Below are 23,595 nucleotides of genomic sequence, written 5' to 3'. Positions count from 1 at the left end.
CTCGACCCGCGGCGCTCAGGCCGCCGGGTTCAGAGCGCGGACAGCCGGTTGAGCTCCGGGTAGCCCAGCCCCTGCGCGAGCGCGGTGAACGTGCCGCTCCCGTACACCTCCTCGGCGGCCCGGCGGACCGCCGCGTACGCCACCTCGGCCAGGCCCGGGCCCAGGCTGATCCGGGCCACGCCGAGCTTCGCCAGCTCGGCGACCGCCGGGGAGCCGGGGCCGGCCAGCACGTTCAGCGGCGCCGGGACGGCCTCGACCAGGGCGGCGATGGTCTCCGGGTCGGACACCCCGGGGACGAACACCCCGTCCGCGCCCGCCTCGACGTACGCCCGCAGCCGGTGCACCGCGTCGTCCAGCCGGCCCTCCGGGGCGCCGATCCCGCGCAGGAACACGTCGGTCCGGGCGTTGACGAAGAGCGGCACGCCGGCCGCGTCCGCCGCGGCCCGGGCGGCCGCGATCCGCTCGGCGGCCTCCGCCGGGGGGCGCCCCTCGTCCTCCAGGTTCACCCCGACGGCACCGGTGGCGAGCAGCGCGGCGACCGTCTCCCCGACCCCGGCGGCGGTGTCCGCGTAGCCGCCCTCCAGGTCCGCGGTGACCGGCAGGTCGACCGCGCGGACCACCTGGGCGGTCCGGGCCAGCACCTGCCCGGGGTCGGCGCCGCCGCCGTCCGCGCTGCCGAGCGACCAGGACACGCTCGCGCTGGCCGTCGCCACCGCCCGCGCCCCGGCGGCGGCCACCAGCCGGGCGCTCGGCACGTCCCAGGCGTTCGCCAGCACCAGCGGCTCGCCCGGGCGGTGCAGCTCCCGCAGCAGCCGGGCCCGCTCCCGCCGGACGGCGGGGTCCGCGGCGCTCACCGGGCGGCCGGGCTCATGCGGGTGGACACGCCGATCCGGTTCCAGGCGTTGATGGTGGCGATCAGCGCGATCAGCTGGGCCAGCTCGGTCTCGTCGAACCGCGCGGCGGCCTCCGCGTACACGGCGTCCGGCACGTGCCCCTGGGTCAGCAGGGTGACGGACTCGGTGAGGGCCAGGGCGGCGCGCTCACGGGCGGTGAACCACGGGGTCTCGCGCCAGGCCGGGAGGGAGACCAGGCGGTGGTCCTGCTCGCCGTGCTTACGGGCGTCGGTGGCGTGCATGTCGATGCAGAAGGCGCAGCCGTTGATCATCGAGGCGTGCACCTTGACCAGCTCGGCGATGACCGGGTCGACGCCCTCCCGGGAGGCCCGGTCCACGGCGACCATCGCCTGGTAGTAGGCGGGGGCGAGCTTGTGCATCAGCAGGCGCTGCTCGGGGGCGGGCACCGGGGCGCCGTCCGTACCGGCCGTCCCGTCCGCGGTCGCGCGCGTGGTCTCGTTCGTCGTCATGGTCGCCAGCCTAGGAGCGGGGTGGCCTGCCGTCCTGGTGCGTTCGGCCACGCGTTCCTTGGGCCACTTCCGGCGTGCGAACGACCGTGCGAGGATCGCCGGCAGGAGATCACCGCCAGGGGGTCTCCGACAGGACGAGGTCAGGGGGCCCGGTCGTGTGCACGGCGTTCGTCAGCATCGAGCCGGAAGCGGCCGTGCCGGTGCTGCTGCTGTCCGTCCGGGACGAGTACCTGGGCCGCGCCTGGCTGCCGCCGGACCACCACTGGCCGGACCGGCCCGACCTGCTCGGCGGACTGGACCTCGCGGCCGGCGGCACCTGGCTGGCCGTCGACCCGGCCCGGCGCACCGCCGCCTGCCTGCTGAACGGCTTCGGCCCGCTCGCCCCCGCCGAGGCCCGGCGCACCCGCGGCCGGCTGCCGCTCACCGCCGTCCGGGAGGGCGGCATCGGCCACCTCGACCTCACCCCGTACGACCCGTTCCACCTCGTCCTGGTCCGGGCCGACGGGGCCCGGGTGTCCAGCTGGAGCGGCGGACGGCTGGACGAGCGCGAACTGCCGTCCGGCCTGAGCGTGGTGCTCAACGACGGGCTGGAGGGCCGGGCGGCCGACCGGACCACCTCCGAGCGGATCCGCGACCTGATGGCCGCGCGGGCCGCCCACTTCCGGTCCCGCCTCACCGCCGAACCCCGGCCCGAACCGACCACCGACGGGCCGGCCGCCGCGGCCTGGGGCGGATGGCTGCCGATCGTCGCCGGGGACGGGCTGGCGCCGGACGCGGACGCCGCGCTGATCCAGCGGCGCGACTTCGGCGACGGGCGGATCTGGGGGTCCTCGTCGATCTCGCTGCTCGCGCTCGGGCCGGACCTGCTGCGCTACGACTTCGCGGCCGCGCCGGTGGCCGCGGACAGGCCGGGGTGGCGGCGGGTGGCGACGGGCTGACCCGCCGGGTCGCGGCGGGCGGCTGCGGGCGGCGCCGGAAAAAGGGCTTGCACCTGACGCTGCGGGAGGCGGCATCGTGGCCCGGGTCGAGCCCGAAGGAGACCGCCGTGACCCGCCCGGACCCCCCGCGCCGCCCCCGCCGCCTGCTCGCCGTCCTGACCGTCGCCCTGCCGCTGGCCGGCATGCCGGCCGCGGTGACCGCCGTCGTCCTGCTCGGCGACGCGGCGCACCGGGCCGTCCCGTCCGCCACCGTCCTGGCCTCCGTGGCGGCGGCGCTGATCGGGCACCTCGCCCCCGGTGTCCCGCAGCCGTACGGTCGGTGAACTTCCGACGGCGGGGCTGCCGAACGTCTACATGCGCGTAGTAGCTTCGCGAGGGCCCCCGACCCGGCCGGCCACCGACCCCCGAGCGAAGGTGCGCGATGTCGACCCTGACCTACCCGGAAGCGATAGGCGTCGGCCTGCTCCAGGGCGTGACGGAACTCTTCCCGGTCTCCAGCCTCGGCCACAGCATCCTGCTGCCCGCCCTGATCGGCGGGCGGATCCAGCACGACCTCGACATGACCGCCGAGGGCTCCTCGTACCTCGCCGCCCTGGTCGCCCTGCACCTGGCCACCGCGCTCGCCCTGGTGGTCTACTTCCGCAAGGACTGGGTCCGGGTGGTCGAGGGGCTGTTCGGCTCGATCCGGCACCGCCGGGTGGAGACCCGCAACGAGAGGCTCGCCTGGCTGCTCGTCCTGTCCACCATCCCGGTCGGCGTGGCCGGCCTCGCGCTGGAGAAGGCCCTGCGCAACGCGCTCGGCAAGCCCGTCCCGGCCGCGGTCTTCCTCGCCCTCAACGGGCTCGTGCTGCTCGGCGCCGAGCGGCTCAAGCGCGGCGGCACCGGCCGCCGCCGGGCCGGACACACCGCCGGACACGCCGCCGACGAGCCGGGCCTGGACCCGGCGATCGCCTCCGACCACCGGCTGACCAGGCTCGGCTACGGGCAGGGCGCCTGGATCGGCGCCGCGCAGATCCTCGCGCTGTTCCCGGGCATCAGCCGCTCCGGCGTCACCATGAGCGCCGGCATCCTGCGCGGACTGCACCACGAGGACGCCGCCCGGTTCTCCTTCCTGCTCGCCACCCCGGTCATCCTGGCCGCCTCGGTGCTCAAGGTGCCCGAGCTGTTCAGGCCGGAGAACTCCGGCGTGCTCGGCCCCGTCCTCGCGGGCAGCGTCGCCGCCTTCGTGGCCGGCTACGTCTCGGTGCGGTTCCTCACCCGGTACTTCGAGACCCGCAGCCTGACGCCGTTCGCGCTGTACTGCTTCCTGGCCGGCGTCGGCAGCGCGGTCTACCTGTCGCTCTGAGCCGTCCGGCCGCCGCTCCGGGCCGTCCGGCCACCGCTCTTCGCCGTACGGGCCGCCTCGCCCAGGATCCCGGCGAGGTCGGCCGGCCGGGAGAACATCGGCCAGTGCCCGGTGTCCAGCTCCACCAGCCGCCAGTGGCCGTCCGCGACCAGCCCGGCGACCACCGGCGGCGGCTCCGGCCAGTCCATCAGGCACTTCACGTACACCGCCGGGAGCCCGCTCAACGGGCCCTCCAGGAAGGCCGGTTCGGTCAGCGAGGGGCCCGGGTGCGGGGTCGCCCCCGCGGCGATCCGGGCGATCTGCCCGACCGTCAGCCCCTGCTCGGCGAACTCGGCCGGCGGCAGCGGCGGCCACCAGCCCCCGTGCGCGGCCAGGTCGGCCCGCAGCGCGGCCGGCTCCGGCAGCTGGTCGGCGAAGGACTCCCCCGCCACCGGCACGTTGGCGTCCACCAGGACCAGCCCGGCCAGCCGCCCGCCGATCCGCTCGGCGGCCTGGCCCACCGGGATGCCCGAGTAGCTGTGCCCGACCAGCACCACCTCGCGCAGGTCCAGCCGCTCCACCTCCGCGACGACGTCCGCCACGTGCGCCTGCTGCCCGGCGGGCGCGCCGCGCTTCTCCGCGAGCCCGGAGAGCGTCAGCGGGTACGCCCCGTGCCCGGCCGCGCGCAGCTCCGCCACGACCTCGTCCCACGCCCAGGCGCCGAGCCAGGCGCCCGCCACCAGCACAAAGTTCGCCATGGGCGGCACCGTAGCGCGCGAGTGTGACGGCGGCCCGGAAAGCGACGGGAAACACCACGTGGAGGAACGGTGGGGGCGCCCCGCCCGCACCCGGGCGCCCCCGGCGGTTCCCGGGTCAGCCGGTGGTGAGGCCCAGGGCGGCCAGCCGGGTCGGGTCGGTGAGGATGTCCAGCCCGGTGATCCGGCCCCCGTGGACGGTGAACGACATGACCGACAGCGGACGGCCCCCGGCGAAGGACACCACCCCGGGCGAGCCGTTGACCAGCACCAGCCGGCCGTCGGCGGCGAACCGGGCGAAGGCGATCGCCTGCGAGGCGACGTCCGCCGCACCGCGGCGCAGCACGCTCGGCACCAGCGTGCCGCCGTCCGACCGGGCCACCACGTCCGGGTCGAGCACCGTCAGCAGAGCGTCGAAGTCCCCGCCCCGGGCGGCCCGCAGGAAGGCCTCCACCACCTCGCGCTTGCGGGCGTCGTCGGAGTCCGCGGCCGGGGTCGCGCCCTGGACCCTGCGACGGGCGCGGCTGGCCAACTGCCGGGTGGAGGCGGAGGTCCGGCCGAGCACCTCGGCGATCCCGTCGAAGGGCACCTCGAACATGTCGTGCAGCACGAAGGCCACCCGCTCCGCCGGGGAGAGCGTCTCCAGGACCACCATCAGCGCGATCCCGACCGAGTCCGCGACCAGCACCTCGTGCACCGGGTCCAGCGCCGACAGCCCGCCGACCACCGGGTCCGGCAGCCGCACCCGGCCCTCCTGCTCGGGCAGCGGATCCTCCCGGCGGGAGGCACGGGAACGCAACTGGTCCAGGCAGACCCGGCCGACCACGGTGGTGAGCCACGCCCCGAGGTTGCGCACCCCGCCCACATCGCTGCGGCTGAGCTTCAGCCAGGCCTCCTGCACGGCGTCCTCGGCCTCGGCGAGCGACCCGAGCATCCGGTAGGCCACCGCCCGCAGCCGGGGGCGCTCCGCCTCGAAACGCCGGGCCAGTTCGGTCAGTTCGGTCGGTTCGGCCGGTTCGACTGCTTCAGCCGGCTCGGCCGGGAGGTTCTCCTCGCTCACCCTGTCACATCCTCGGGTCGGGATCCGTCGGTCCAGTGACGGACGCTAACCGACCGGGAGGACACGATGAGGAGGAGCCCTCCGGCGCCACCCGGTGACCCCGCCCGCGCCCCCTGGCGACAGGTGAGAATGGAGGCCGTGAGCACCTCCCGGACCACCTCCTGGACCACCTTCGGCGGCGACCTGCACCTGGACCTCACCGAGCGCCGGGCCGCCGGCGCCGGGCTGCGGGCCGCCCTGGAGGACGCGCTGCGCGAGGCCGTCCAGGACGGGCGGCTCACCCCCGGCACCCGGCTGCCGTCCTCCCGGGCGCTCGGCGAGGACCTCGGGATCGCCCGCAACACCGTGGTCGAGGCGTACGGCCAGCTCACCGCCGAGGGCTGGCTCAGCTCCCGGCAGGGCTCCGGCACCACCGTCGCCCGGCGGACGGTCCCGGAACCGGTCCAGGGCCGGCGGCCGGCCCCCCGGGCGGTACGGGCGCGGCAGACCGCCCGGTACGACCTGATGTCCGGACGGCCCGACCTCTCGCTCTTCCCCCGCACCGCCTGGCTGGCCGCCGCCCGCCGCGCCCTCGCCACCGCGCCGCACGAGGCCCTCGACTACGGCAGCCCGCTCGGCCGGATCGAACTGCGGCAGGCGCTCACCCACTACCTGGCCCGGGTCCGCGGCGTGCGCACCGACCCCGACCACCTGCTCGTCTGCACCGGCGTCACCCAGGGCCTCGGCCTGCTCTGCGCCGCCCTGCGGGAACGCGGCGCCCGCACGCTCGCCGTCGAGGAGTACGGGCTGCCGCCGCAGCACGCGGTCGCCCGGGCCGCCGGACTCGCCACCGCCCCGGTGCCGCTGGACGCGGACGGCGCCCTGGTCGACCGGCTCGACCCCCGGGCCGGCGCCGTCCTCCTCACCCCCGCGCACCAGTTCCCCACCGGCGCGGCACTCTCCGCCGACCGGCGGGCCGAGGCGGTGCGGTGGGCGCGGGAGCAGGACCGGTACGTCATCGAGGACGACTACGACGGCGAGTTCCGCTACGACCGGCAGCCGCTCGGCGCGATGCAGGCGCTGGACCCGGAACGGGTGGTGTACGCCGGGACGGCCGCCAAGAGCCTCGCGCCGGGCCTGCGGCTGGCCTGGCTGGCCCTGCCGGACGCGCTGGTCGAGCCGGTCGCCCGGCTGAAGGCGCTGGCCGACACGATGTCCCCGGTGCTGGACCAGCTGACGCTCGCCGAACTGATCACCTCCGGCACGTACGACCGCCACGTACGGCGCTGCCGGCTGCACTACCGGCGCCGGCGCGACCACCTGGTCGCGGCGCTCGCCGAACACGCCCCGCACGTCCGGGTCACCGGCATCGCGGCCGGCCTGCACGTCGTCATCCGGCTGCCGCCCGGCTCCACCCCCGAACCCGAACTCCTCGCCCGCGCCCAGCAGGCCGGCCTCGCCCTCCACGGCCTCGCCTGGCACCGCACCGCCCCGTCCCCCGCCGACGCCCCGACCGCCCTGGTCATCGGCTACGCCACCTCACCGGACCACGCCTTCCCGGCGGCGGTCCAGGCCCTCTGCGAACTGCTGCGCGGGGCCTGAGCGGGAAGGGGAGAAGGCAGGTGGGCCGGGCCGGTGCGGGAGCGGCGGTCCGCCCGCCCCCTCGGGGGTGGGGGCGGGCGGACGGTTCGGGGTGTGAACTACTTGTTCCGGCTGCCGAGTTGGAACAGGAGGATGATGAACCCGGCGAAGAGGTGGCAGCCGACGGTGTAGAGCACCAGGCGGTGGTAGACCCGCTTGTTGGCCCACTTGCCGGCGTCCATGGTCTTCGGGCCGGCCGGAGTGTCGGCACCGGCGGCCGGGTTCTCGGCGTCGGCGGCCGGGGTGACGGTGGTGGTGGGATCGGCCATGGTGATCTCCTCCGGGGTGTTCTGACGGCAGGTCAGTGAACGGCGGCGGGGCCGCCGCCGAGGCAGAGTTCGCCGCCGGGGCTCTGCAGCAGGGTGTGGACGAAGAGCAGTTCGACGCCGCTGTCCGACTCTGCGGCGATGCAGTGCGGGGTGAGCGAGTCGTAGTGGGCGGAGTCGCCCACCGCGAGGTGGTGGACGCGGTCGCCGAGGGTGACGCGGAGCGCGCCCTTGAGGACGTACAGCCACTCCTCGCCCGGGTGGACCCGGACCACCGTGTCCTGCACGCCCGGCGGGACGTGCACCCGCAGGGCCTGCATCGCGCGGCCGGGGGCGCCGGCCCGCCGGTAGCCCCAGCCACCGGCCCGGCCGGGTTCGATGGCGCCGCCGCGGACGATCGGGTCCGGCTCGGCGAGGGTCTCGCCGAGCAGGCCGGAGACCGAGGTCCCGTACGCGCGGGCGAGGCCGAGCAGGACGGGCAGCGAGGGCTGCCGGCGGCCGGTTTCCAGTCGGGACAGATAGGCTGGGGAGAGCCCGACCCGCCCGGCGGCCACCTCCAGCGTGAGACGGCTGCTGAGCCGGTGCTCACGGAGACGGGCGGCGAGGCCGGCGACCTCCTGGTCGTCGAGCTGTTCGCCTGCTGCTGCGGCGCCGGTGGAGCTGCTGGTCATGTGTCCAGTGGACACCCGCCGTGCCGCACGGGCAAGAATTTTGCCTCAGAGGCAAGACCCTTCCGGCGGGACCCCAGGCCGGCCCCCGCTCACGGCCGCGGGATGTTCCGCAGGTTGCTCCGGGCCAGGTCGATCATGCGTCCGACGCCGCCCGAGAGCACCGTCCTTCCGGCCGCCAGCGCGAAGCCCTTCAGCTGGGCGGCGGTGATGTGCGGCGGAATGGAGAGCGCGTTGGGGTCGGTGACCACGTCCACGAGGGCCGGGCCCGGCCGCTCCAGCGCCTCGACCAGCACCTCCCGGACCCGGGCCGGCTCGGTCACCCGCTTGGCCTGGATGCCCATCGCCCGGGCGATCCCGGCGTAGTCCACGTCCCCGTTGTCGATCTCGAACTCCGGGTAGCCGGAGACCAGCATCTCCAGCTTGATCATGCCGAGCGCGCCGTTGTTGAAGACCACCGTCTTCACCGGCAGCCGGTGCTTGGCCACCGTGAGCAGCTCGCCGAGCAGCATGCCGATCCCGCCGTCGCCCGCCATCGCGACCACCTGCCGCCCGGGGCAGGCGAGTTGGGCGCCGATCGCGTGCGGGAGGGCGTTGGCCATCGAGCCGTGCAGGAAGGAGCCGATCACCCGGCGGCGGCCGTTGGGCTGGAGGTAGCGGGCGGCCCAGACGTTGTTCATGCCGGTGTCCACGGTGAACACGGCGTCCTCGGCGGCCACCTCGTCGAGCACCGAGGCGACGTACTCGGGGTGGATCGGCAGGTGCTTCTCGATGTCCCGGGTGTACGCGCCGATCACGTCCTCCAGCGACCGGCAGTGCTTGCGCAGCATCCCGTCCAGGAAGGCGCGGTCGCGCTTGGCGTCGAGCAGCGGCAGCACAGCCCGCAGGGTGGCGGCCACGTCGCCGTGGACGGCGAGTTCGAGGGCGGTGCGGCGGCCGAGCCGGGTGGCGTCGTGGTCGACCTGGACGGTGTGCGCCTGCGGCAGGAAGGAGTCGTACGGGAAGTCGGTGCCGAGCAGCACCACCAGGTCGGCGGAGTGCAGCGCCTCGTGGCAGGCCCCGTAGCCGAGCAGGCCGCTCATGCCCACGTCGTACGGGTTGTCGAACTGGATCCACTCCTTGCCGCGCAGGGAGTGGCCGATCGGCGCGTTCAGGGCCTGCGCGGCGGCCATCACCTCGGCGTGCGCCCCGCGCACCCCGGCGCCGCAGAACAGCACCACCTTGCGGGCGTCGTTGAGCAGCCGGGCCAGTTCCTGCACCTGGGACCAGGGCGGGGCTGCGACGGCCTGCTCGGTGAGGAAGTGGCTGGTGCCGGTGGGGGCGGCGGCGGAGAGCGCGGCGACGTCCCCGGGGAAGGCGAGCACCGAGACGCCGTGCGAGCCGAGCGCGTGCTGGACGGCGACCCGCAGCAGGCGGGGCAGCTGGGCGGGGGTCGAGAGCATCTCGCACCAGGTGCTGCAGTCGGTGAACACCCGCTCGGGGTGGGTCTCCTGGAAGAAGCCGGTGCCGATCTGCCCGGACGGGATGTGCGAGGCGAGCGCGAGCACGGGCAGGCCGCTGCGCTGGGCGTCGTACAGCCCCTGGACGAGGTGGGTGTTGCCGGGGCCGCAGGAGCCGGCGCAGACCGCGAGCCGGCCGGAGAGTTCGGCCTCGGCGGCGGCCGCGAAGGCGCCGGCCTCCTCGTTGCGCACGTGCACCCAGCTGATGCCGTCGGCCCGCCGGATGGCGTCCACGACGGGGTTGAGGCTGTCCCCGACCACGCCGTAGACCCGCTCCACCCCGGCCTGCCGGAGCACCTCCACCATCTGTTCGGCCACGCTCGGCACGGCGGCGACTCCTTCGCTGGGGCGGCTCCACGGGACACCAGCACTCTCCGGGGCGGCCGGGGGCGGCGCAGCCGGGGCGGGGCGAACGGGTGAGGCGGCGGGAGCGGGGTGCGGGCTGCTACTCGGCCGCCAGGTGGTCCTGCTGGCCGAGCTTGCCCGCCGCGAGGCCGGCCTGGGGCTTGCGGCGGCCGGGTTCGCGGCCCGGGGGCTGGGCGACCCGCTCCTGGGCGGGCGGGGCGGTGGTCGGCAGGGTGACCGGGGCACCGGACTTGACCTGCACCGCCTCGCCGTCGTGCCGGACGTGGAGGACCTCGCCGCGGCGCAGCGTGTACGTCGTCCGCTCGTGGGTGATCTCGACGCCGAGCAGGTGCCCGCGCACCAGCAGCGAGAAGCTCAGCCGCATCAGCCCGGACGGCAGCCGGGGCCGGAACGAGAGCGCCTCGCCGTGGTCGCGCAGCCCGCCGAAGCCGGCCACCAGGGCGATGCAGGCCCCGGCGAGCGAGGCCATGTGCAGGCCGTCGCGGGTGTTGCCGCCGAGGTCGTGCAGGTCCATCAGCGCGGCCTCGGCCGTGTAGTCGTAGGCGAGGTCGAGCTGGCCGACCTCGGCGGCGATCACCGCCTGGGTGCAGGCGGAGAGCGAGGAGTCCCGGACGGTCAGCCGCTCGTAGTAGGCGAAGTTGCGGGCCTTCTGCTCGTCGGTGAAGGCGTCGCCGCGGACCTGCATGGCGAGCACCAGGTCGGCCTGCTTGACCACCTGCTTCCGGTACAGGTCGAAGTACGGGTAGTGCAGCAGCAGCGGGTAGTTCTCCGGCGGGGTGTGCTCGAAGTCCCAGACCTGGTGGTGGGTGAACCCGTCGGCCTGCGGGTGCACGCCGAGGTCCTCGTCGTACGGGATGTACATCGCGGCGGCCGCGTCGCGCCAGGCGGCGGTCTCCTCGGTGTCCACGCCGAGCAGCGCGGCCTCGTGCGGGTTGCGGACGGCGGCCTCGGCGGCGGCGCGCAGGTTGGTCTGCGCCATCAGGTTGGTGAAGACGTTGTTGTCCGCGACGGCGCTGTACTCGTCGGGGCCGGTGACGCCCTCGATGCGGAACCTCCCGGCCACGTCGTGGTGGCCGAGCGAGCGCCACATCCGGGCGGTCTCGACGAGCAGTTCGAGCCCGTACTCGCGCTCGAACTCCGCGTCGCCGGTGGCCCGGACGTAGCGGGCGACGGCGGCGGCGATGTCGGCGCCGATGTGGAAGGCCGCGGTGCCGGCCGGCCAGTACCCGGAGCACTCCTCGCCGCGGATCGTCCGCCACGGGAACACCGCGCCGGACAGGCCGAGTTGGACCGCCCGCTCGCGGGCCAGCGGCAGGGTGGTGTGCCGCCAGCGCAGGGCCTGGTTGACGGCGGCGGGCAGGCAGTAGGTGAGCACCGGCAGGACGAAGGTCTCGGTGTCCCAGAAGCTGTGCCCGTCGTAGCCGGGCCCGGTCAGCCCCTTGGCGGGGATGGCCCGCTCCTCGCTGCGGGCGCCGGCCTGCAGGACGTGGAAGACGGCGAACCGGACGGCCTGCTGGAGTTCGACGTCGCCCTCGATCTCGATGTCGCTGGTCTCCCAGAACTCCTGGAGGAATTCGGCCTGTTCGGCGATCAGCCCGTCCCAGCCGGTGTACCGGGCGGCGGTCAGCGCGGCCTCCACCTGGTCCCGGACGGCGGGCAGCGAGCGGGTGCCGGACCAGCCGTAGGCCATGAACTTGGTCAGCCGCAGCCGCTGTCCGGCCTTGAGCACGGTGGTGACGCTGATCCGGCACTGGTCGGCGTCGGCCTCGGCGACGGTGTCGGACTTCTCCGGCCCCTCGATGATGTGGTCCATCCCGGCCGCGACCCGGATGCCGCTGTACCGGGTGCGGTGCACCAGGATGGCCTTGGTCCCGCTGGCGTGGTGCGCCTCGGGCTGCAGCGGCGCCTCCAGCACGGCGGCGGCCCGCGGATCGCCCTCGGGACCGCCGGGCAGCTGCTCGTTGGCGACCAGCTCGGACTGGAGCACGATCCGCACCGGGCCGTCCACCGCCTCGACGCTGTACTCGACGGCGGCGACGGCGCGCTGGGTGAGCGAGACCAGTCGGGAGGAGCGCACCCTGATCGTCCGCCCGGCCGGGGAGGTCCACTCCGCCTCGCGGTGCAGCAGGCCCTCGCGGACGTCCAACCAGCGCTTGTGGCTGACGAGTTCGCCGTAGCGCAGGTCGAAGGGCTCGTCGTCCACCAGCAGCCGGATGATCTTGCCGTTGGTCACGTTGATGACGCTCTGGCTGGACTCCGGGTAGCCGTAGCCGCCCTCGCCGTACGGCAGCGGGCGCAGTTCGAAGACGCCGTTGAGGTAGGTGCCGGGCAGGCCGTGCGGCTCGCCCTCGTCCAGGTTGGCGCGCAGGCCGATGTGGCCGTTGGAGAGAGCGAAGACCGACTCGGCGCGGGCCATCGAGGCCAGGTCCAGGCCCTGTTCGGTGATCTGCCAGGGGTCGATCGCGAAGTTCTTGTCCCCGGGAGTCATGCCTCCTCCTCCCCCAGGAGCTCGGAGAGGTCCTGGACGACCACGGTGGCGCCGTCCCGGCGCAGTTCGGCGGCCTGGCCGGTGCGGTCCACCCCGACCACCGCGCCGAAGCCGCCGGCCCGGCCGGAGGCGACCCCGGCGAGCGCGTCCTCGAAGACCGCGGCGTGGGCGGGTTCGACGCTAAGGGCGCGGGCGGCGTACAGGTAGGTGTCGGGGGCGGGCTTGCCGGGCAGTCCCTCGGCCTTGGCGGTGTTGCCGTCCACGATCACCTCGAACAGTTCCTCGATGCCGGCCGCCCGCAGCACGTCCCGGCAGTTGGCGCTGGAGGAGACCACGGCGCTGGGCAGCCCGGCCGCGCGCAGCCGGTGCACGTAGTCGACCGAGCCCTGGTACGCCTGGACGCCCTGCTCCCGGATCAGCCGCAGCACGGTGTCGTTCTTGGCCCGGCTGATCCCTTGCACCGTGGGGGAGTTGGGCGGATCGTCCGGGGTGCCCTCGGGCAGGTCGACGCCCCGGCTGCGCAGGAACCCGCGGGTGCCGTCCAGGCGCGGGCGGCCGTCCACGTAGGTGTCGTAGTCGGTGACGGCGTCGAAGGGGACGAACTGGCCGCCGGTGCGGGCGGCTTCGGCGCGCAGGAAGGCGTCGAAGGTGTCCTTCCAGGCCGCGGCGTGCACCTTCGCGGTCTGGGTGAGCACCCCGTCGAGGTCGAAGAGGAAAGCACGGATGTCGTCCGGTAGCCCCAGCATGGGTGCAGTCTTACCCGGGAACGGGGGGAAGCCGCCCATTTCCCGGCGGCGCGTCGCGGGAAGGGCGGCTTCCGGTTGCCGGGCGGGGCCGGCCGGGGCCGGACCGGGCGGCGTCACGGCGCCGGGGCGGCGTTACGGCGAGTCGGGCATCTGCGCCTCGGGCGCCTCGATGACCGCGAAGACCGCGCCCTGCGGGTCCTGGACCACCGCCATCCGGCCGGACTGCATGTCGAAGGCCGGCTGGATCACCGAGCCGCCGGCCTTGACCAGGGCGTCCACCGTGGAGTCGGCGCCGTCCACCGAGAAGTAGGTCATCCAGTGCGAGGGCGTCCCGGCCGCCAGGTAGCCGGGGATCGCCTGCATGCCGCCCACCGTGCGGTCGGCGACGTTGAGCGAGAAGTAGCCGTCCATGCCCTGGATGGTGGCCGGGCGCAGCCCGAGGGCCGGCTGGTAGAAGCGGCCGGCCGCGCCGGTGTCGGCGGTGTTGAGCTCGTTCCAGACCAGTGCGCCGGGCTCGTTGACCACGCCCGCGCCGATGAAGTCCATCGCCTGCCAGACCCCGAACACCGCGCCGGTCGGGTCGGCGGCGACCAGCATCCGGCCGATCGTGCCGACGTCCATCGGGTCGTACAGGACCGTGCCGCCGGCCTCGGTGATGGACGCCCGGGCCGCGTCGGCGTCGTCCGAGGCGAGGTAGGTGGTCCAGGCGACGGGCGGCGTCGGCTGCCCCTCGGGCGCCGCCTGCGCCATGATCCCGGCGACCGGCCGGCCGTTGAGCATGCACACGGCGTAGCCGCCGAACTCGGCCGGGCCGACCTCGCCCTGCCAGCCGAACAGGTCGCGGTAGAAGTCGAGCGCGGCCTGCTGGTCGCTCGCCATCAGGTCGACCCAGCACGGGGTGCCGGGCTTGTACGGATCGGTGACTACGGGCATTGCTGGGCCTCCCGGAGGCGGTGGTGGCCGGCTGTGGTGGTCGGGACGGTCGGAGCGGTCGGGCCCTCGTCCCGGCCGGGCCCGGTGGGGGTACGGCCCGGCCGGGACGACGGCGGTACACCGCCACCTTCGGTCCGCCGCCGCGATCCCGCCACCGGACGGCGCCCTGGCGGGCGACCGGCGGCCGGACCGTCACGGGGCTCGGGCGGGGTGCTCACGGGCTGTTCACCGGGGCTGTTCCCCGAGCTGTTCCCCGAGCTCTTCCCCGGGCTGCTCACGGGGCGTCGTGGTGGTGCCCGGTGACGAAGTACGGCTGCACCTTGCCGCTCTGCGCGTAGTCCTTGAGCCGGACCAGCAGTTCGGCCCAGGTGCCGGCCACCGCCGGGACGCCGTCCTCGCTGCCCGGCTGCCAGCCGCCGTGCCGAAACAGCAGCCGGGTGCGCCCGGGCGCGGCGGGCCGGTCGGGCTCGGAGGCGGTGGGCTCGTCGGGGGCGACGGGCTGGTCGGACAGTTCCCAGCTGATCCAGGTGCCGGCCCAGTGCGGCGGGAAGGACCCGGCGTTGGTCCACACCACCCGGTCCCGGTCGGCCCGCTCCACCCGCAGCCGGAACGGCTCGGGGACGTCGGGGAAGTCGAACAGCAGGACGTCGCCGTCCCGGTCCACGCCGGTGGTCCACCAGGCGGTCAGCCCGTCGTGCGTGGTGAGTGCGGCGAGCACCACGTCCCGGGGCGCGGCGATGTCGAGCTGGAGGGCGATCTCGGGCATGGGTCCGCCTTTCGGTGGCCGCCGGATTCCCTTACGCCCACCATGGCACGACCCCCGGGCCCGCGCGCCCCGGAGGGCGCCGGCCCGGGGGTCGTCCCCGTCGTTCCGGTGGGTGCGGTCGTTCCGGTGCGGTCAGCCGCCGCTGCCGTAACTGGTGTTCGCGCAGATGTCGTCGTCCGCCGAGCGGGCGTCGTTGGTGATGGTGGTCGGCAGCGGCTGCGGGGGCGCCGGGACACCCGGGGTGGCGGCCGTCGCGCCGCCGCCGGCGGGGGCACCGGTCGACATCCCCATCGCGGCCGCGAAGTCCTGGCCGGTGATCACCGAGATGCCCCGGGCGGTGCTGGACTCCAGGCTGGCGCCGGGGAACAGCGCGGCGACCTTCTCGGCGTTCGCCTTCTGCCCGGAGCCGTACTCGATCGTGGTGGTCTTGTACTTGGTGCTCGCCGCCTGGCCCGCCGTGCTGGCGGTGAACTTGGCGCCCTTCAGCAGTTCGGTCGCCTTGCCGGCCAGGCCGTTGGTCATCGTCCCGTTGTAGACCGCCACCCTGATCGCCGAGTTGGACGTGTCCGCGGCCGGGGCGGCCGGGGTGGTGGGCGCGGCGGGCTGCTGCGGGGCCGGGCCGGTGCCGTCCGCCGGGGCGTCCGGCTGCTGGCCGGTGGCGTTCTGGCCGTCGATGGTCTGGTCGGCCTTGAGGGTCTCCCAGAGCTTGTTGGCGTCCGGCTGGACCAGGTCGAGGTCCTTGTCCTGGGTGCGGAAGCGCCAGGGTGCCGTCACGAACTTCAGGTCGTGCATGTCGATGTTCTTCAGCGACAGGCCGAAGGAGGCCAGCTTGTCGGCCGAGTCCAGGCCCGGGTCGACGACCAGGGACTTGGTCGCGGCGTCGGCCAGCGGCAGGAGGGTGGTGGGGTTCATCCCCTCCTTCTTGATCTTGGTGGCGAGCGAGCCGAGGAAGGCCTGCTGGCGCTTCATCCGGCCGATGTCCGAGCCGTCGCCGATGCCGTGCCGCAGCCGGACGTAGTCGAGCGCCTGCTGGCCCTCGACGGTCTGCTTGCCCTGCGGGAGGACGAGGTCGCCCTTCCTCTTCAGGTTGGGGTTGATGTCCCCCTCGTAGATCGGCTTCGGCAGGCAGATGTCCACGCCGTTCACGGCCTTGGTCATCGCGGCGAAGCCGTTGAAGTCGACGACCAGGGTGTGGTCGACGCGGATTCCGGTGAGCTTCTCCACCGTGTTCTGGGTGCAGGCCGGGTTGCCGTCGTCGCTGCCGCCCATCGAGAACGCGGCGTTGAACAGGTCGGTGTTGCCGCCCTTGGTCCACTTGCCGTTGGGCAGCTTGCAGGACGGCAGCTCGACCTTGGCGTTGCGCGGTATCGAGATGCCGACGGCGTGCTTGTGGTCGGCGTAGACGTGCAGCAGGATCGTGGTGTCCGAGCGGGCGCCGCCGTCGTCGGCGCCGCCGCCGAGGTCGGAGTTGTTCTTGCCGCGGCTGTCCGAGCCGATCAGCAGCACGTTGACCGGCCTGTTGCCGTCCGCGTCGGCCTTCGCCTCCGGGGGGCGGTTGCGGGCTATGGCGTCGGCGTCGAAGGACTTGATGTTGGCGTTCAGCTTGAGGTAGATCGCGCCGCCGACACCGGCGATGACCACCAGCACGCCCGCCGTCGACCAGGCGACGATCTTCTTCACGTTCTTCTTGGGCTTGGCGCTCTTGCGCGCCGCGGCCCGGCCGCCACCCGCGGCGGCCGCGGCACCCGCGGTGGCCGAACCGCCACCCTTGCCCTGCGCGGCACGGCGGGCCTCCGCCCGGCCACCGCTGCGCGGACCGGGCACTGAACTCTCCGCACCTTCCGTCGTGGGCATGTCCTCGCCCCGAGCCGGGCTCTCGCCCCTCCGACCTGACATGCGCGTACCTTTCACCGACGGAAGCGACGCCCCTGACGATCCGGCGCACCGCACACAGAGAGACGGCCCGAACCGTTCCCAGGTTGCACATACGACCGTCACCACTAACCGACGATCGTGGCTTCCGATCATATTTAGGCCCGACACGATCACCGACCCTCGGCCCTCGGACAACCCCGCCGACCGACGGGCAACACCACCGCAGAACAGTCGAAAACGCCCGATTCCGACGTGACCCATGCCACTCCACCGGTCCCCGTCCACGCCGAATTCCAGCCACCGGCACGGCAGGTGGGGCGCCACGCGATCGGCACCGGCCGCGGGGCGCGAACCGGCCACGGACGGCAGCGGATCGGCCCACCCCCGGACCAGGCACCCCAACGCCCTCGCACGCACCGGAGTTGGGCACGCGGGGCAGGCCCGGGCGGCTTCCGCCAGGACCGGCCGCGGCCCGCGACGGCGCGCGGCTCCGGGCGGCGGAACGCCCACGCCCGGGAACGACGGAGGCCGGATCGGAGAACATCCCGATCCGGCCTCGGTGCGGTGGGGCGCCAGGGGCTCGAACCCTGAACCTACGGATTAAAAGTCCGCAGCTCTGCCAATTGAGCTAGCGCCCCGCGGCCCTGGAACACCCGGGGTTCCGGGTGGGAGGACCACGGCGATCCTACCCGGTGGGGCCCAGGGCTCCGCCAGTGGATTGCGCGGGCGTGCCGGGGTTGTGGAGCGGGTCTTGAGGCGGTGTGTAGTGGGCGGCGCGGACCCGGCGGAGCCAGGCCTCGACGGGGCGCGGGTCGGGCGCGGCGGGCAGGACGCCGGGGCCGGCGAGGCGGTCGGCGGCGTCGGCCAGCAGGCCCTCCGCGAGGGTGGGGCGGTCGGCGATGCGTTCGCCCAGTTCGCGGATGCGTTCGGGGTCGGGCAGCCGGATCGGGTTGCGGCCGGTCTCGTGCAGGCGGACGGCCTGCCCGACCAGCCGGACCAGGTGCCGGGCGTGCTTGGCGGCCCGGCGGCGGGTGGCCGGGTCGGTGGTGTCGCGGGTCAGCAGCTTGCGGAACTGCTGGTCGGCGTAGCCGAGGTAGGCCTTCCGTACGGCCGGTGCGCTGAGGAAGGCCGTGCGCAGCCCGACCAGTTCGTCGCCGAGCGGGGTGCGGACCTCGTAGAGCCCGTCCGGCAGCCAGACCAGCTCGGAGGCGGTCGGGTTGCAGCCCAGCGCCAGCCGGCACCACTTGGCGGCCTCGTGCAGGGTGAGGTCCGGCGCGGTGGTCACCTGGGACTCGGCCGGGCGGTGCAGGCCGTGCAACTCCTCGGTGGGGGTGGCGAACAGGCCCAGCCGGTCGAGGTCGGAGCCGGCGTGGGCAAAGCCGTACGCGGTGGAGCCGACGATGCCGGAGAGCAGCACCGTGCCGGGGACGGACGGAGGGACGGGAGCAGCGGGAACGGCGGACATCGGCGGACTCCTCTCGTACGGACGGGCGGGCACCGCATCCTCGTCCGGGCATCCTCGCCGGAGCGGGCCGCGCCGGGCGAGCGAATTCCGCTCCGGCGCCGGCCCGGCCGCCGATACCGGGCCCCGAGGATCGCGGCCCCGCGGGCGGCCGCGGCGGGTGTCCCCGGCCGGGCCGCCGGGTAGCGTACGGGCCATGTCGACCACCCCGACCGATGAGGTCCTGATCGTCACCGGCGCCAGCCGCGGCATCGGTGCCGCCACCGCCCTGCTGGCCGCCCGCCGCGGCTACCGGGTCTGCGTCAACTACCGTACGGACGAGGCCAACGCGGCCGCCGTCGTGGAGAAGATCCGGGCCGACGGCGGAACCGCCCTCGCGGTCCGCGCCGATGTCAGCCGCACCGCCGAGGTCGAGCGGCTGTTCACCACCGTGGACGCCGAACTCGGCCCGCTCACCGGGCTGGTGAACAACGCCGGCACGCTGGAGAAGCAGTGCCGGCTGGAGGAGATCGACGAGGACCGGCTGAACCGGATCTGGGCCGCCAACATCACCGGCCCGTTCCTCTGCGCGGCCCAGGCCGTCCGCCGGATGTCCACCCGGTACGGCGGGCGCGGCGGCGCCATCGTCAACGTCGGCTCGGCGGCCTCCCGGATCGGCTCGCCGAACGAGTACGTCGACTACGCGGCCGCCAAGGGCGCGGTGGACTCGATGACCCGCGGCCTGGCCCTGGAGGTCGCCGCCGAGGGCATCCGGGTCAACACGGTGCGACCGGGGCTGATCCACACCGGCATCCACGCGCTCGGCGGCGAGCCCGGCCGGGTCGACCGGGTCGCGCCCAACCTGCCGATGCGCCGCGGCGGGCAGCCGGAGGAGGTCGCCGAGGCGGTCCTCTTCCTGCTCTCCCCGGCGGCCTCGTACACCACGGGGGCGTTCCTGGAGGTCTCGGGCGGGCGCTGAACAGCCCGGTTCCGTACCGGAGGGGGCCGGTTTCGGCCAGCGCCGTCCCGCCACCGAGCGGCCCCCTCCGGTTTCCTTCCGCCCGTCCGCCCCCGCCCGTACGGTGGTGGCCATGACCGACGCCTTCATCGACATCCCCGGTGTGCGCAACTTCCGTGACGCGGGCGGGATCGGCGCCCTCCGCCGGGGCGTGCTGTACCGCTCCGGGTCCTTCCACACCCTCACCGAGGAGGGCGCCCGGCGGCTCAAGGCGCTCGGCCTGCGGACGGTGTTCGACCTGCGCAGCGCGTTCGAGCTGCAGACCTGGCCGGACCAGCGGCACGGCCTCGACCACGAGTCCCTCAACCTGCCGACCCTGCCCGCCGACCGCAAGGACGTCGACCGGCCCTGGCCCGAGGACCAGGCGGCCCTCTACCCCTTCATGGCCGAGACGGCCGGCCCCTCGCTGGCCGCCGTGGTCCGCCGCCTCGCCGCGCCGGACTCACTGGCCGCCGTCGTCCACTGCGCCGTCGGCAAGGACCGCACCGGCCTGACCATCGCCGTCCTCCAGTCCCTGCTGGGCGCCTCCGAGGCCGAGATCACCACCGACTTCCTGCGCTCCAACGTCGGCCTCGGCCTCGACAAGGGCCCCACCCCGTACGTCGACGAGACCGGCACCGAGCGGATCTCCCGCCCGGTCGACGCCGGGCACCTCGCCTCCTCGCTGGCCTGGATCCACGACCACCACGGCACCGTCCCCGACTACCTGCGCCACCACGGCACGACGGACGCCGAACTCGACGCCGTCCGCGCCAAGCTCTCGGACTGACCGGCCGTCAGCCCTCCCGGCGCTCGAAGCGCCACCACTGCGCCGGGGCGTCGGCGTCCTCCCGCTGGTGGACGTCGGCCTCCGGGGTGTCGCCCGCCGTCAGGGGCTTGCCGCTGATGAAGCTGGTCACCGTGTAGGTGCCCGGGGCGTCGACGTGGGCCTCCAGCAGCCACTCCTGGGCGCCGAAGGCGTTGGCCGACCACTGCTGGATCCGGACGCCGTCCTCCGTCGAGGCGCCGGCGACGTCCAGGCGCTTCCCGCTGCCGACGTTCTCGATGTGGAACAGCGCGCCGCCCGGGTGGACGGCGGTGAGCCGCCAGAGCCGGGCGTCGCTGCCGTCGTCCGCGCCGAGGACGATCCGGGCGCCGCTGCGCCGGGAGCCGTCGGCGACCCGCAGCAGCAGGCCGCTGCCGACGTTGCGGACGAGGTAGCTGCCGTCGGTGATCGCGGAGTCTGTCACGACCGCAGTCTGCCACCGGGCACCGACAGGCCGTCCCGCACCGCCGTACGGGCCACCGTGCGGGCCACCGTGCGGGCCGCCGGCCGAGGGCTCCGAGCCGGGGGCGCGGAGGAGTTTCCGCCGGACCGGCCCCGCCCCCTATGCTGCGGCGAATGTCCACCGAGCAGATACCGTCGCACCGTCAACAGCCCACCTTCTCCGAAGCCGTGGCCGCCCTGGAGGCCGTGCTCGCGGCCGGGGACGACGAGCGGTTCGGGCCCGCCCTCGGCCTGGTCGGCGGGCTGTTCGGCGCGGCCGACCCGGCGGAGCGGGTGGCGGCCGGCCCCCGGCTGGCCGCGCTGCTGCCGGACGCCCCGCCCTTCCCCCGCGCGCACCTGGCCATGGTGGTGGGCGCCTGCGTGGAGCACGGCGCCGACCCGGTGGCCTGCTCCGGCCCGGTGCTGGCCGGCCTGCGCGGGGCGCTGACCGGCGCGCAGCTGCTGGTCCGGCGCTGGGTCTCCACCGGCGGCGGCCCGCTGCCCAGCGCGGAGGAGGACGATCCGGCCGAGGCGCACGAGCGGATCGCCGACCCGGCGCACCTGGACGAGTGGCACGCGCACCTGGCCGTGGTCGCCTGGTGGACGCTGCACCTGTGGCAGCAGGCGGCCTGGGCGGTGTACGCGCACGCGGAGGTCCGGGCCGAGGCCCGCGCCTCGGGCGTGACCGAGGTGCTCCTGGAGCTGTTCGACCGCTACCAGGGCGAGCAGCACGACTTCAAGGGCCTGGTCCACCTGGCACTGATGCTGGACGACGAGCCGCTGCTGGTGCTCGACCGCCCCACCGGCACCGGCTACCTGCTGCGGATGAGCGGCCTGAGCGACACCTTCCAGCTGCACACCCTGCTCGCGGACGTGCTGATCGGCGGCGGCCACCTGCCCGGCACCCCGCAGGAGCGGGAGGTGGTGGAGCTGGCCCGGACGGCGTTCCTGGACGGCCGCCGGGTGATCGCCACCGGTGCCTTCAACCTGGTCGCGCCGGACGGCTCCTGGATCTGGAACGAGGGGACGCCGGGCGATATCCCGGTGGTGGACGGCGTGCGCACCCTGGTGCTGGAGCCGCTGCCGTACGAGCGCAGCTGGTCGGCCGGGCGGTTCATCCAGGAGGTTCCGGGCGACCTGCGGCTGGAGCGGGTGCTCGACCCGGTGGAGGCCGCCCGTCGGCTGGCCGCCACGGTGCCGGGGCAGACGCCCGCCGAGGCGTTCCGGTAGCCCGGGGCGCTCCGCCGAAGCCCGTTTCCGGGAGGCCCCGACGGCCCCGCCCGTTCACCGGGTTAGGGTCGGAAGCCGACACAGCCCCCTACGAGTGGAGTCGACGATGGCGAAGGTCCCGAACGTGCTCGCGGCCGCCGCGCCCGCCGCGCTGACCGCGGCGAGCGGTCTGGTCGGCGGTTACGGCGTCGCCCGCTGGAGCGGCCGGCGCGAACTGGGCGGCGCGGTGCTGGCGGTGGCCGGCGCCGGAGCGGCCGCGCAGTGGCGCCGGAGCTCGGGCACGGGCACCGCGGCGGCGCTGACCGGCCTGTACGTGGCGGCCTTCGGCGGCTCGCACCCGCTGGCGAAGAAGATCGGCGCCTGGCCGTCCGTGTTCGCGGTGACCGGCGTGGTCGCGGCGGCCTCCACGGCCGCGACGGCGCTCTCCGCCCGCAAGCGCTAGCCGGCCCTCACCGGACCGCGCGCTCCGCACCGAACCGGGCCTCGAAGGCGGCCCGGTTCGCCGAGACCGGCGCGCGGTCCCAGACCGCGAACACCACCCGGTCGAAGGCCGCCCCGTACCGGGCCAGCGCCCCCTCGAAGGCCTCGGCGACCTGCGCCGGGTCGTTGCCGAACACCCCGCAGCCCCAGGCGCCGAGCACCAGCGTGCGCAGCTCGTGCCGGGCGGCCGCGGCGAGCACCCGCACGGCCCGCTCGGCGAGCACGCCGCGGACGTCCGTACCGGGTGAACGCCGTTCCAGCTGACCGGCGTTGGGCGCGGGCGAGGTCAGGAAGGAGACCGGGTACGGCCGCGCCAGCAGCTCGCCGCGCCCGTCCCGGATCACCGGCACCGCCGGCGAGACGATCACCCGGTGGCTGTACCGGAGGTCGGTGGAGGCCCGGTGCGCCTCGTAGTAGTCCGATGCCTCCAGCAGGCAGCTGTACAGCAGCGCGCTGCGGCACAGGTCCTCCTCCTGGGCGCGGGCGCCGCGCAGGTAGCCGCCGCCGGGGTTGCGCGCGGAGGCGAAGTTCAGCACCCCGACCGGCCCCGCCCCGGCGTCGACCAGCCGGCTGGCGGCCTGGACGCTCCCCTCGGCCGTGACCTCGATCCGCCCGGCCGCCGGCCCCGGCCCGCGGCCGCCCTCCGCCAGCAGCGCGTCCAGCCGCTCCGGCGCGTACGACACCGTGCCGGCCTTCGCCGCCGCCAACTCCTCCCCCACCCGCACGAGTTCGCCCCCGGCCGTCCGGTAGCTCCCGCGCTCGGCGATCTCCTCGTTCACCCGTGCCACGTCGTGCAGTCTGCTGCTCATGGCCGCGACGCTACGGGACTACCGCGCCCGTGCGCCACAGGTTATTCTCACTTCCAGAACAACACCCCGGGGGGATGGCGGGGTGTCCGCGTGGGGGAAACGCGAAGGGCCCGCTCCAGGGGAGGAGCGGGCCCTTCGTGCGTTTCACGCGGTCGGCCCGGCCGTGTGGTCGGCCCGGCCGCACGTTCAGCCCGGCCGGCGGTCGGTCACCGCCGGTGCGGCGTCAGTTCTTCCAGCGCGGCTTGCGGTCGTCGCCGCCACCGAAGCCACCCGAACGGCCGCCGCGGTCGTCACGGTCACGGCCACCGCCGAAGCCGCCACGGTCACGGTTGAAGCCACCGCGGTCGGACTGCGGACGGCCACCGGAGCGGTGGTCGTCGCGGCGCGAGAACGGACGGCTGCTGCCGCCGCGCTCGTCACGGTCCCGGCCGAAGGACGGACGGTCGCCGAAGGAGCGGGCCGGACGGTCGCCGCCGCCGAAGCCACCCGAACGGCCGCCGCGGTCGTCGCGGTCGCGGTTGAAGCCACCGCGCTCGCGGTCGCCGCCACCGAAGCCACCCGAACGGCCACCACGGTCGTCACGGTCACGACCGCCGCCGAAGCCGCCACGGTCGCGGTTGAAGCCACCGCGCTCGCGGTCGCCGCCACCGAAGCCACCCGAACGGCCACCACGGTCGTCACGGTCACGACCGCCGCCGAAGCCC

23 protein-coding genes, 1 tRNA gene and 1 pseudogene are annotated in these 23,595 nt (G+C 74.9%); 9 read left to right on the top strand and 16 right to left on the bottom strand.

The window, feature by feature from the left end; genetic code table 11:
* Positions 1–29: 29 nt before the first annotated feature.
* Both ACFVU7_RS32115 and ACFVU7_RS32110 read right to left on the bottom strand, forming a co-directional pair.
* A complete protein-coding gene (locus tag ACFVU7_RS32115) occupies positions 30–854 on the bottom strand; it encodes an isocitrate lyase/phosphoenolpyruvate mutase family protein (protein WP_375876779.1) in 825 nt (274 codons plus the stop codon).
* Positions 851–1,363 carry a carboxymuconolactone decarboxylase family protein gene (locus tag ACFVU7_RS32110; RefSeq protein ID WP_387828346.1) on the bottom strand — a complete coding sequence of 171 codons (513 nt, stop codon included), beginning with the start codon at positions 1,361–1,363 and terminating at the stop codon, positions 851–853. Before ACFVU7_RS32110 ends, ACFVU7_RS32115 begins: the two co-directional genes overlap by 4 nt.
* Positions 1,364–1,518: 155 nt before the next feature.
* Between ACFVU7_RS32110 and ACFVU7_RS32105 the strand changes: the two genes are divergently transcribed.
* From ACFVU7_RS32105 to ACFVU7_RS32095, 3 genes are all read left to right on the top strand, one after another.
* A complete protein-coding gene (locus ACFVU7_RS32105) occupies positions 1,519–2,301 on the top strand; it encodes an NRDE family protein (RefSeq protein WP_388048552.1) in 783 nt (260 codons plus the stop codon).
* Between the two features lie 107 nt (positions 2,302–2,408).
* Entirely contained in the window at positions 2,409–2,624 is a 216-nt protein-coding gene (locus tag ACFVU7_RS32100) for a hypothetical protein (protein ID WP_074002072.1), read from the top strand.
* Positions 2,625–2,722: 98 nt separating this feature from the next.
* Entirely contained in the window at positions 2,723–3,646 is a 924-nt protein-coding gene (locus ACFVU7_RS32095) for an undecaprenyl-diphosphate phosphatase (RefSeq protein ID WP_388048550.1), read from the top strand.
* Here the strand turns inward: ACFVU7_RS32095 and ACFVU7_RS32090 are convergent.
* Entirely contained in the window at positions 3,631–4,383 is a 753-nt protein-coding gene (locus ACFVU7_RS32090) for an alpha/beta fold hydrolase (RefSeq protein ID WP_380739966.1), read from the bottom strand. The genes ACFVU7_RS32095 and ACFVU7_RS32090 overlap by 16 nt on opposite strands.
* A gap of 115 nt (positions 4,384–4,498) precedes the next feature.
* The gene (locus ACFVU7_RS32085) at positions 4,499–5,377 is read right to left on the bottom strand and encodes a sigma-70 family RNA polymerase sigma factor (RefSeq protein WP_388048582.1); all 879 of its coding nucleotides are present in this window, start codon (positions 5,375–5,377) and stop codon (positions 4,499–4,501) included.
* A 201-nt stretch (positions 5,378–5,578) separates the two neighbouring features.
* On the opposite strand from ACFVU7_RS32085, the gene ACFVU7_RS32080 reads away from it, so the two are divergent.
* Positions 5,579–7,021, top strand: coding sequence for a PLP-dependent aminotransferase family protein (locus ACFVU7_RS32080; protein WP_388048548.1), 1,443 nt, complete (start codon positions 5,579–5,581; stop codon positions 7,019–7,021).
* Between the two features lie 98 nt (positions 7,022–7,119).
* Here ACFVU7_RS32080 and ACFVU7_RS32075 read toward each other — a convergent pair whose 3' ends face one another.
* The 10 genes from ACFVU7_RS32075 to ACFVU7_RS32030 all read right to left on the bottom strand — a co-directional run bounded on the left by ACFVU7_RS32075 (position 7,120) and on the right by ACFVU7_RS32030 (position 18,132).
* A complete protein-coding gene (locus tag ACFVU7_RS32075; RefSeq protein WP_049651771.1) occupies positions 7,120–7,329 on the bottom strand; it encodes a DUF6126 family protein in 210 nt (69 codons plus the stop codon).
* A 32-nt stretch (positions 7,330–7,361) separates the two neighbouring features.
* Entirely contained in the window at positions 7,362–7,997 is a 636-nt protein-coding gene (locus ACFVU7_RS32070; RefSeq protein ID WP_049651770.1) for a helix-turn-helix domain-containing protein, read from the bottom strand.
* A gap of 89 nt (positions 7,998–8,086) precedes the next feature.
* A complete protein-coding gene (locus ACFVU7_RS32065; RefSeq protein ID WP_388048580.1) occupies positions 8,087–9,799 on the bottom strand; it encodes a pyruvate dehydrogenase in 1,713 nt (570 codons plus the stop codon).
* Between the two features lie 139 nt (positions 9,800–9,938).
* Positions 9,939–12,347: a glycoside hydrolase family 65 protein gene (locus tag ACFVU7_RS32060; RefSeq protein WP_074002068.1), complete on the bottom strand. Its 2,409-nt coding sequence runs from the start codon at positions 12,345–12,347 to the stop codon at positions 9,939–9,941.
* Positions 12,344–13,093 (bottom strand): HAD family hydrolase, encoded by a 750-nt coding sequence (locus tag ACFVU7_RS32055; RefSeq protein WP_388048546.1) that lies wholly within the window; start codon positions 13,091–13,093, stop codon positions 12,344–12,346. Before ACFVU7_RS32055 ends, ACFVU7_RS32060 begins: the two co-directional genes overlap by 4 nt.
* Before the next feature lie 132 nt (positions 13,094–13,225).
* Positions 13,226–14,026: a VOC family protein gene (locus tag ACFVU7_RS32050; RefSeq protein ID WP_049651767.1), complete on the bottom strand. Its 801-nt coding sequence runs from the start codon at positions 14,024–14,026 to the stop codon at positions 13,226–13,228.
* A gap of 274 nt (positions 14,027–14,300) precedes the next feature.
* Positions 14,301–14,792: an SRPBCC domain-containing protein gene (locus ACFVU7_RS32045; RefSeq protein ID WP_049651766.1), complete on the bottom strand. Its 492-nt coding sequence runs from the start codon at positions 14,790–14,792 to the stop codon at positions 14,301–14,303.
* A 132-nt stretch (positions 14,793–14,924) separates the two neighbouring features.
* Complete coding sequence (locus tag ACFVU7_RS32040; protein WP_380780994.1) at positions 14,925–16,646, bottom strand: LCP family protein; 1,722 nt, start codon at positions 16,644–16,646, stop codon at positions 14,925–14,927.
* A gap of 586 nt (positions 16,647–17,232) precedes the next feature.
* A tRNA-Lys gene (locus ACFVU7_RS32035) sits at positions 17,233–17,305 on the bottom strand.
* A gap of 47 nt (positions 17,306–17,352) precedes the next feature.
* Positions 17,353–18,132, bottom strand: a complete 780-nt coding sequence (locus ACFVU7_RS32030; protein WP_388048543.1) for a DNA polymerase beta superfamily protein — start codon at positions 18,130–18,132, stop codon at positions 17,353–17,355.
* A gap of 193 nt (positions 18,133–18,325) precedes the next feature.
* Here ACFVU7_RS32030 and ACFVU7_RS32025 point away from each other — a divergent pair, with 193 nt between their 5' ends.
* The gene (locus ACFVU7_RS32025; RefSeq protein ID WP_387974352.1) at positions 18,326–19,087 is read left to right on the top strand and encodes an SDR family oxidoreductase; all 762 of its coding nucleotides are present in this window, start codon (positions 18,326–18,328) and stop codon (positions 19,085–19,087) included.
* 112 nt (positions 19,088–19,199) lie between these two features.
* A complete protein-coding gene (locus ACFVU7_RS32020) occupies positions 19,200–19,895 on the top strand; it encodes a tyrosine-protein phosphatase (protein WP_049651763.1) in 696 nt (231 codons plus the stop codon).
* A gap of 7 nt (positions 19,896–19,902) precedes the next feature.
* Here the strand turns inward: ACFVU7_RS32020 and ACFVU7_RS32015 are convergent.
* Positions 19,903–20,361, bottom strand: a pseudogene (locus ACFVU7_RS32015) (RICIN domain-containing protein); the annotation flags it as partial.
* Positions 20,362–20,507: 146 nt separating this feature from the next.
* On the opposite strand from ACFVU7_RS32015, the gene ACFVU7_RS32010 reads away from it, so the two are divergent.
* Together ACFVU7_RS32010 and ACFVU7_RS32005 are read left to right on the top strand one after the other, a co-directional pair.
* Positions 20,508–21,602, top strand: coding sequence for a hypothetical protein (locus tag ACFVU7_RS32010; RefSeq protein WP_388048540.1), 1,095 nt, complete (start codon positions 20,508–20,510; stop codon positions 21,600–21,602).
* A gap of 106 nt (positions 21,603–21,708) precedes the next feature.
* Positions 21,709–22,044, top strand: a complete 336-nt coding sequence (locus ACFVU7_RS32005; protein WP_387828310.1) for a hypothetical protein — start codon at positions 21,709–21,711, stop codon at positions 22,042–22,044.
* 7 nt (positions 22,045–22,051) lie between these two features.
* Here the strand turns inward: ACFVU7_RS32005 and ACFVU7_RS32000 are convergent, their stop codons facing one another.
* On the bottom strand, positions 22,052–22,891 hold the full coding sequence (locus ACFVU7_RS32000) for a TIGR02452 family protein (RefSeq protein WP_388048538.1): 840 nt from the start codon (positions 22,889–22,891) through the stop codon (positions 22,052–22,054).
* Here ACFVU7_RS32000 and ACFVU7_RS31995 point away from each other — a divergent pair.
* Positions 22,890–23,595: hypothetical protein (locus ACFVU7_RS31995; protein ID WP_388048536.1), on the top strand; the 706-nt coding region annotated here is incomplete at its 3' end. The two genes, ACFVU7_RS32000 and ACFVU7_RS31995, sit on opposite strands and share 2 nt — an antisense overlap.

Origin of the sequence: Kitasatospora sp. NPDC058046 (assembly GCF_042885595.1) — a bacterium.
Lineage (GTDB): Bacteria > Actinomycetota > Actinomycetes > Streptomycetales > Streptomycetaceae > Kitasatospora.
Note: the sequence above shows the minus strand (reverse complement) of the source record. Positions and strands in the feature narration are given on the sequence as shown.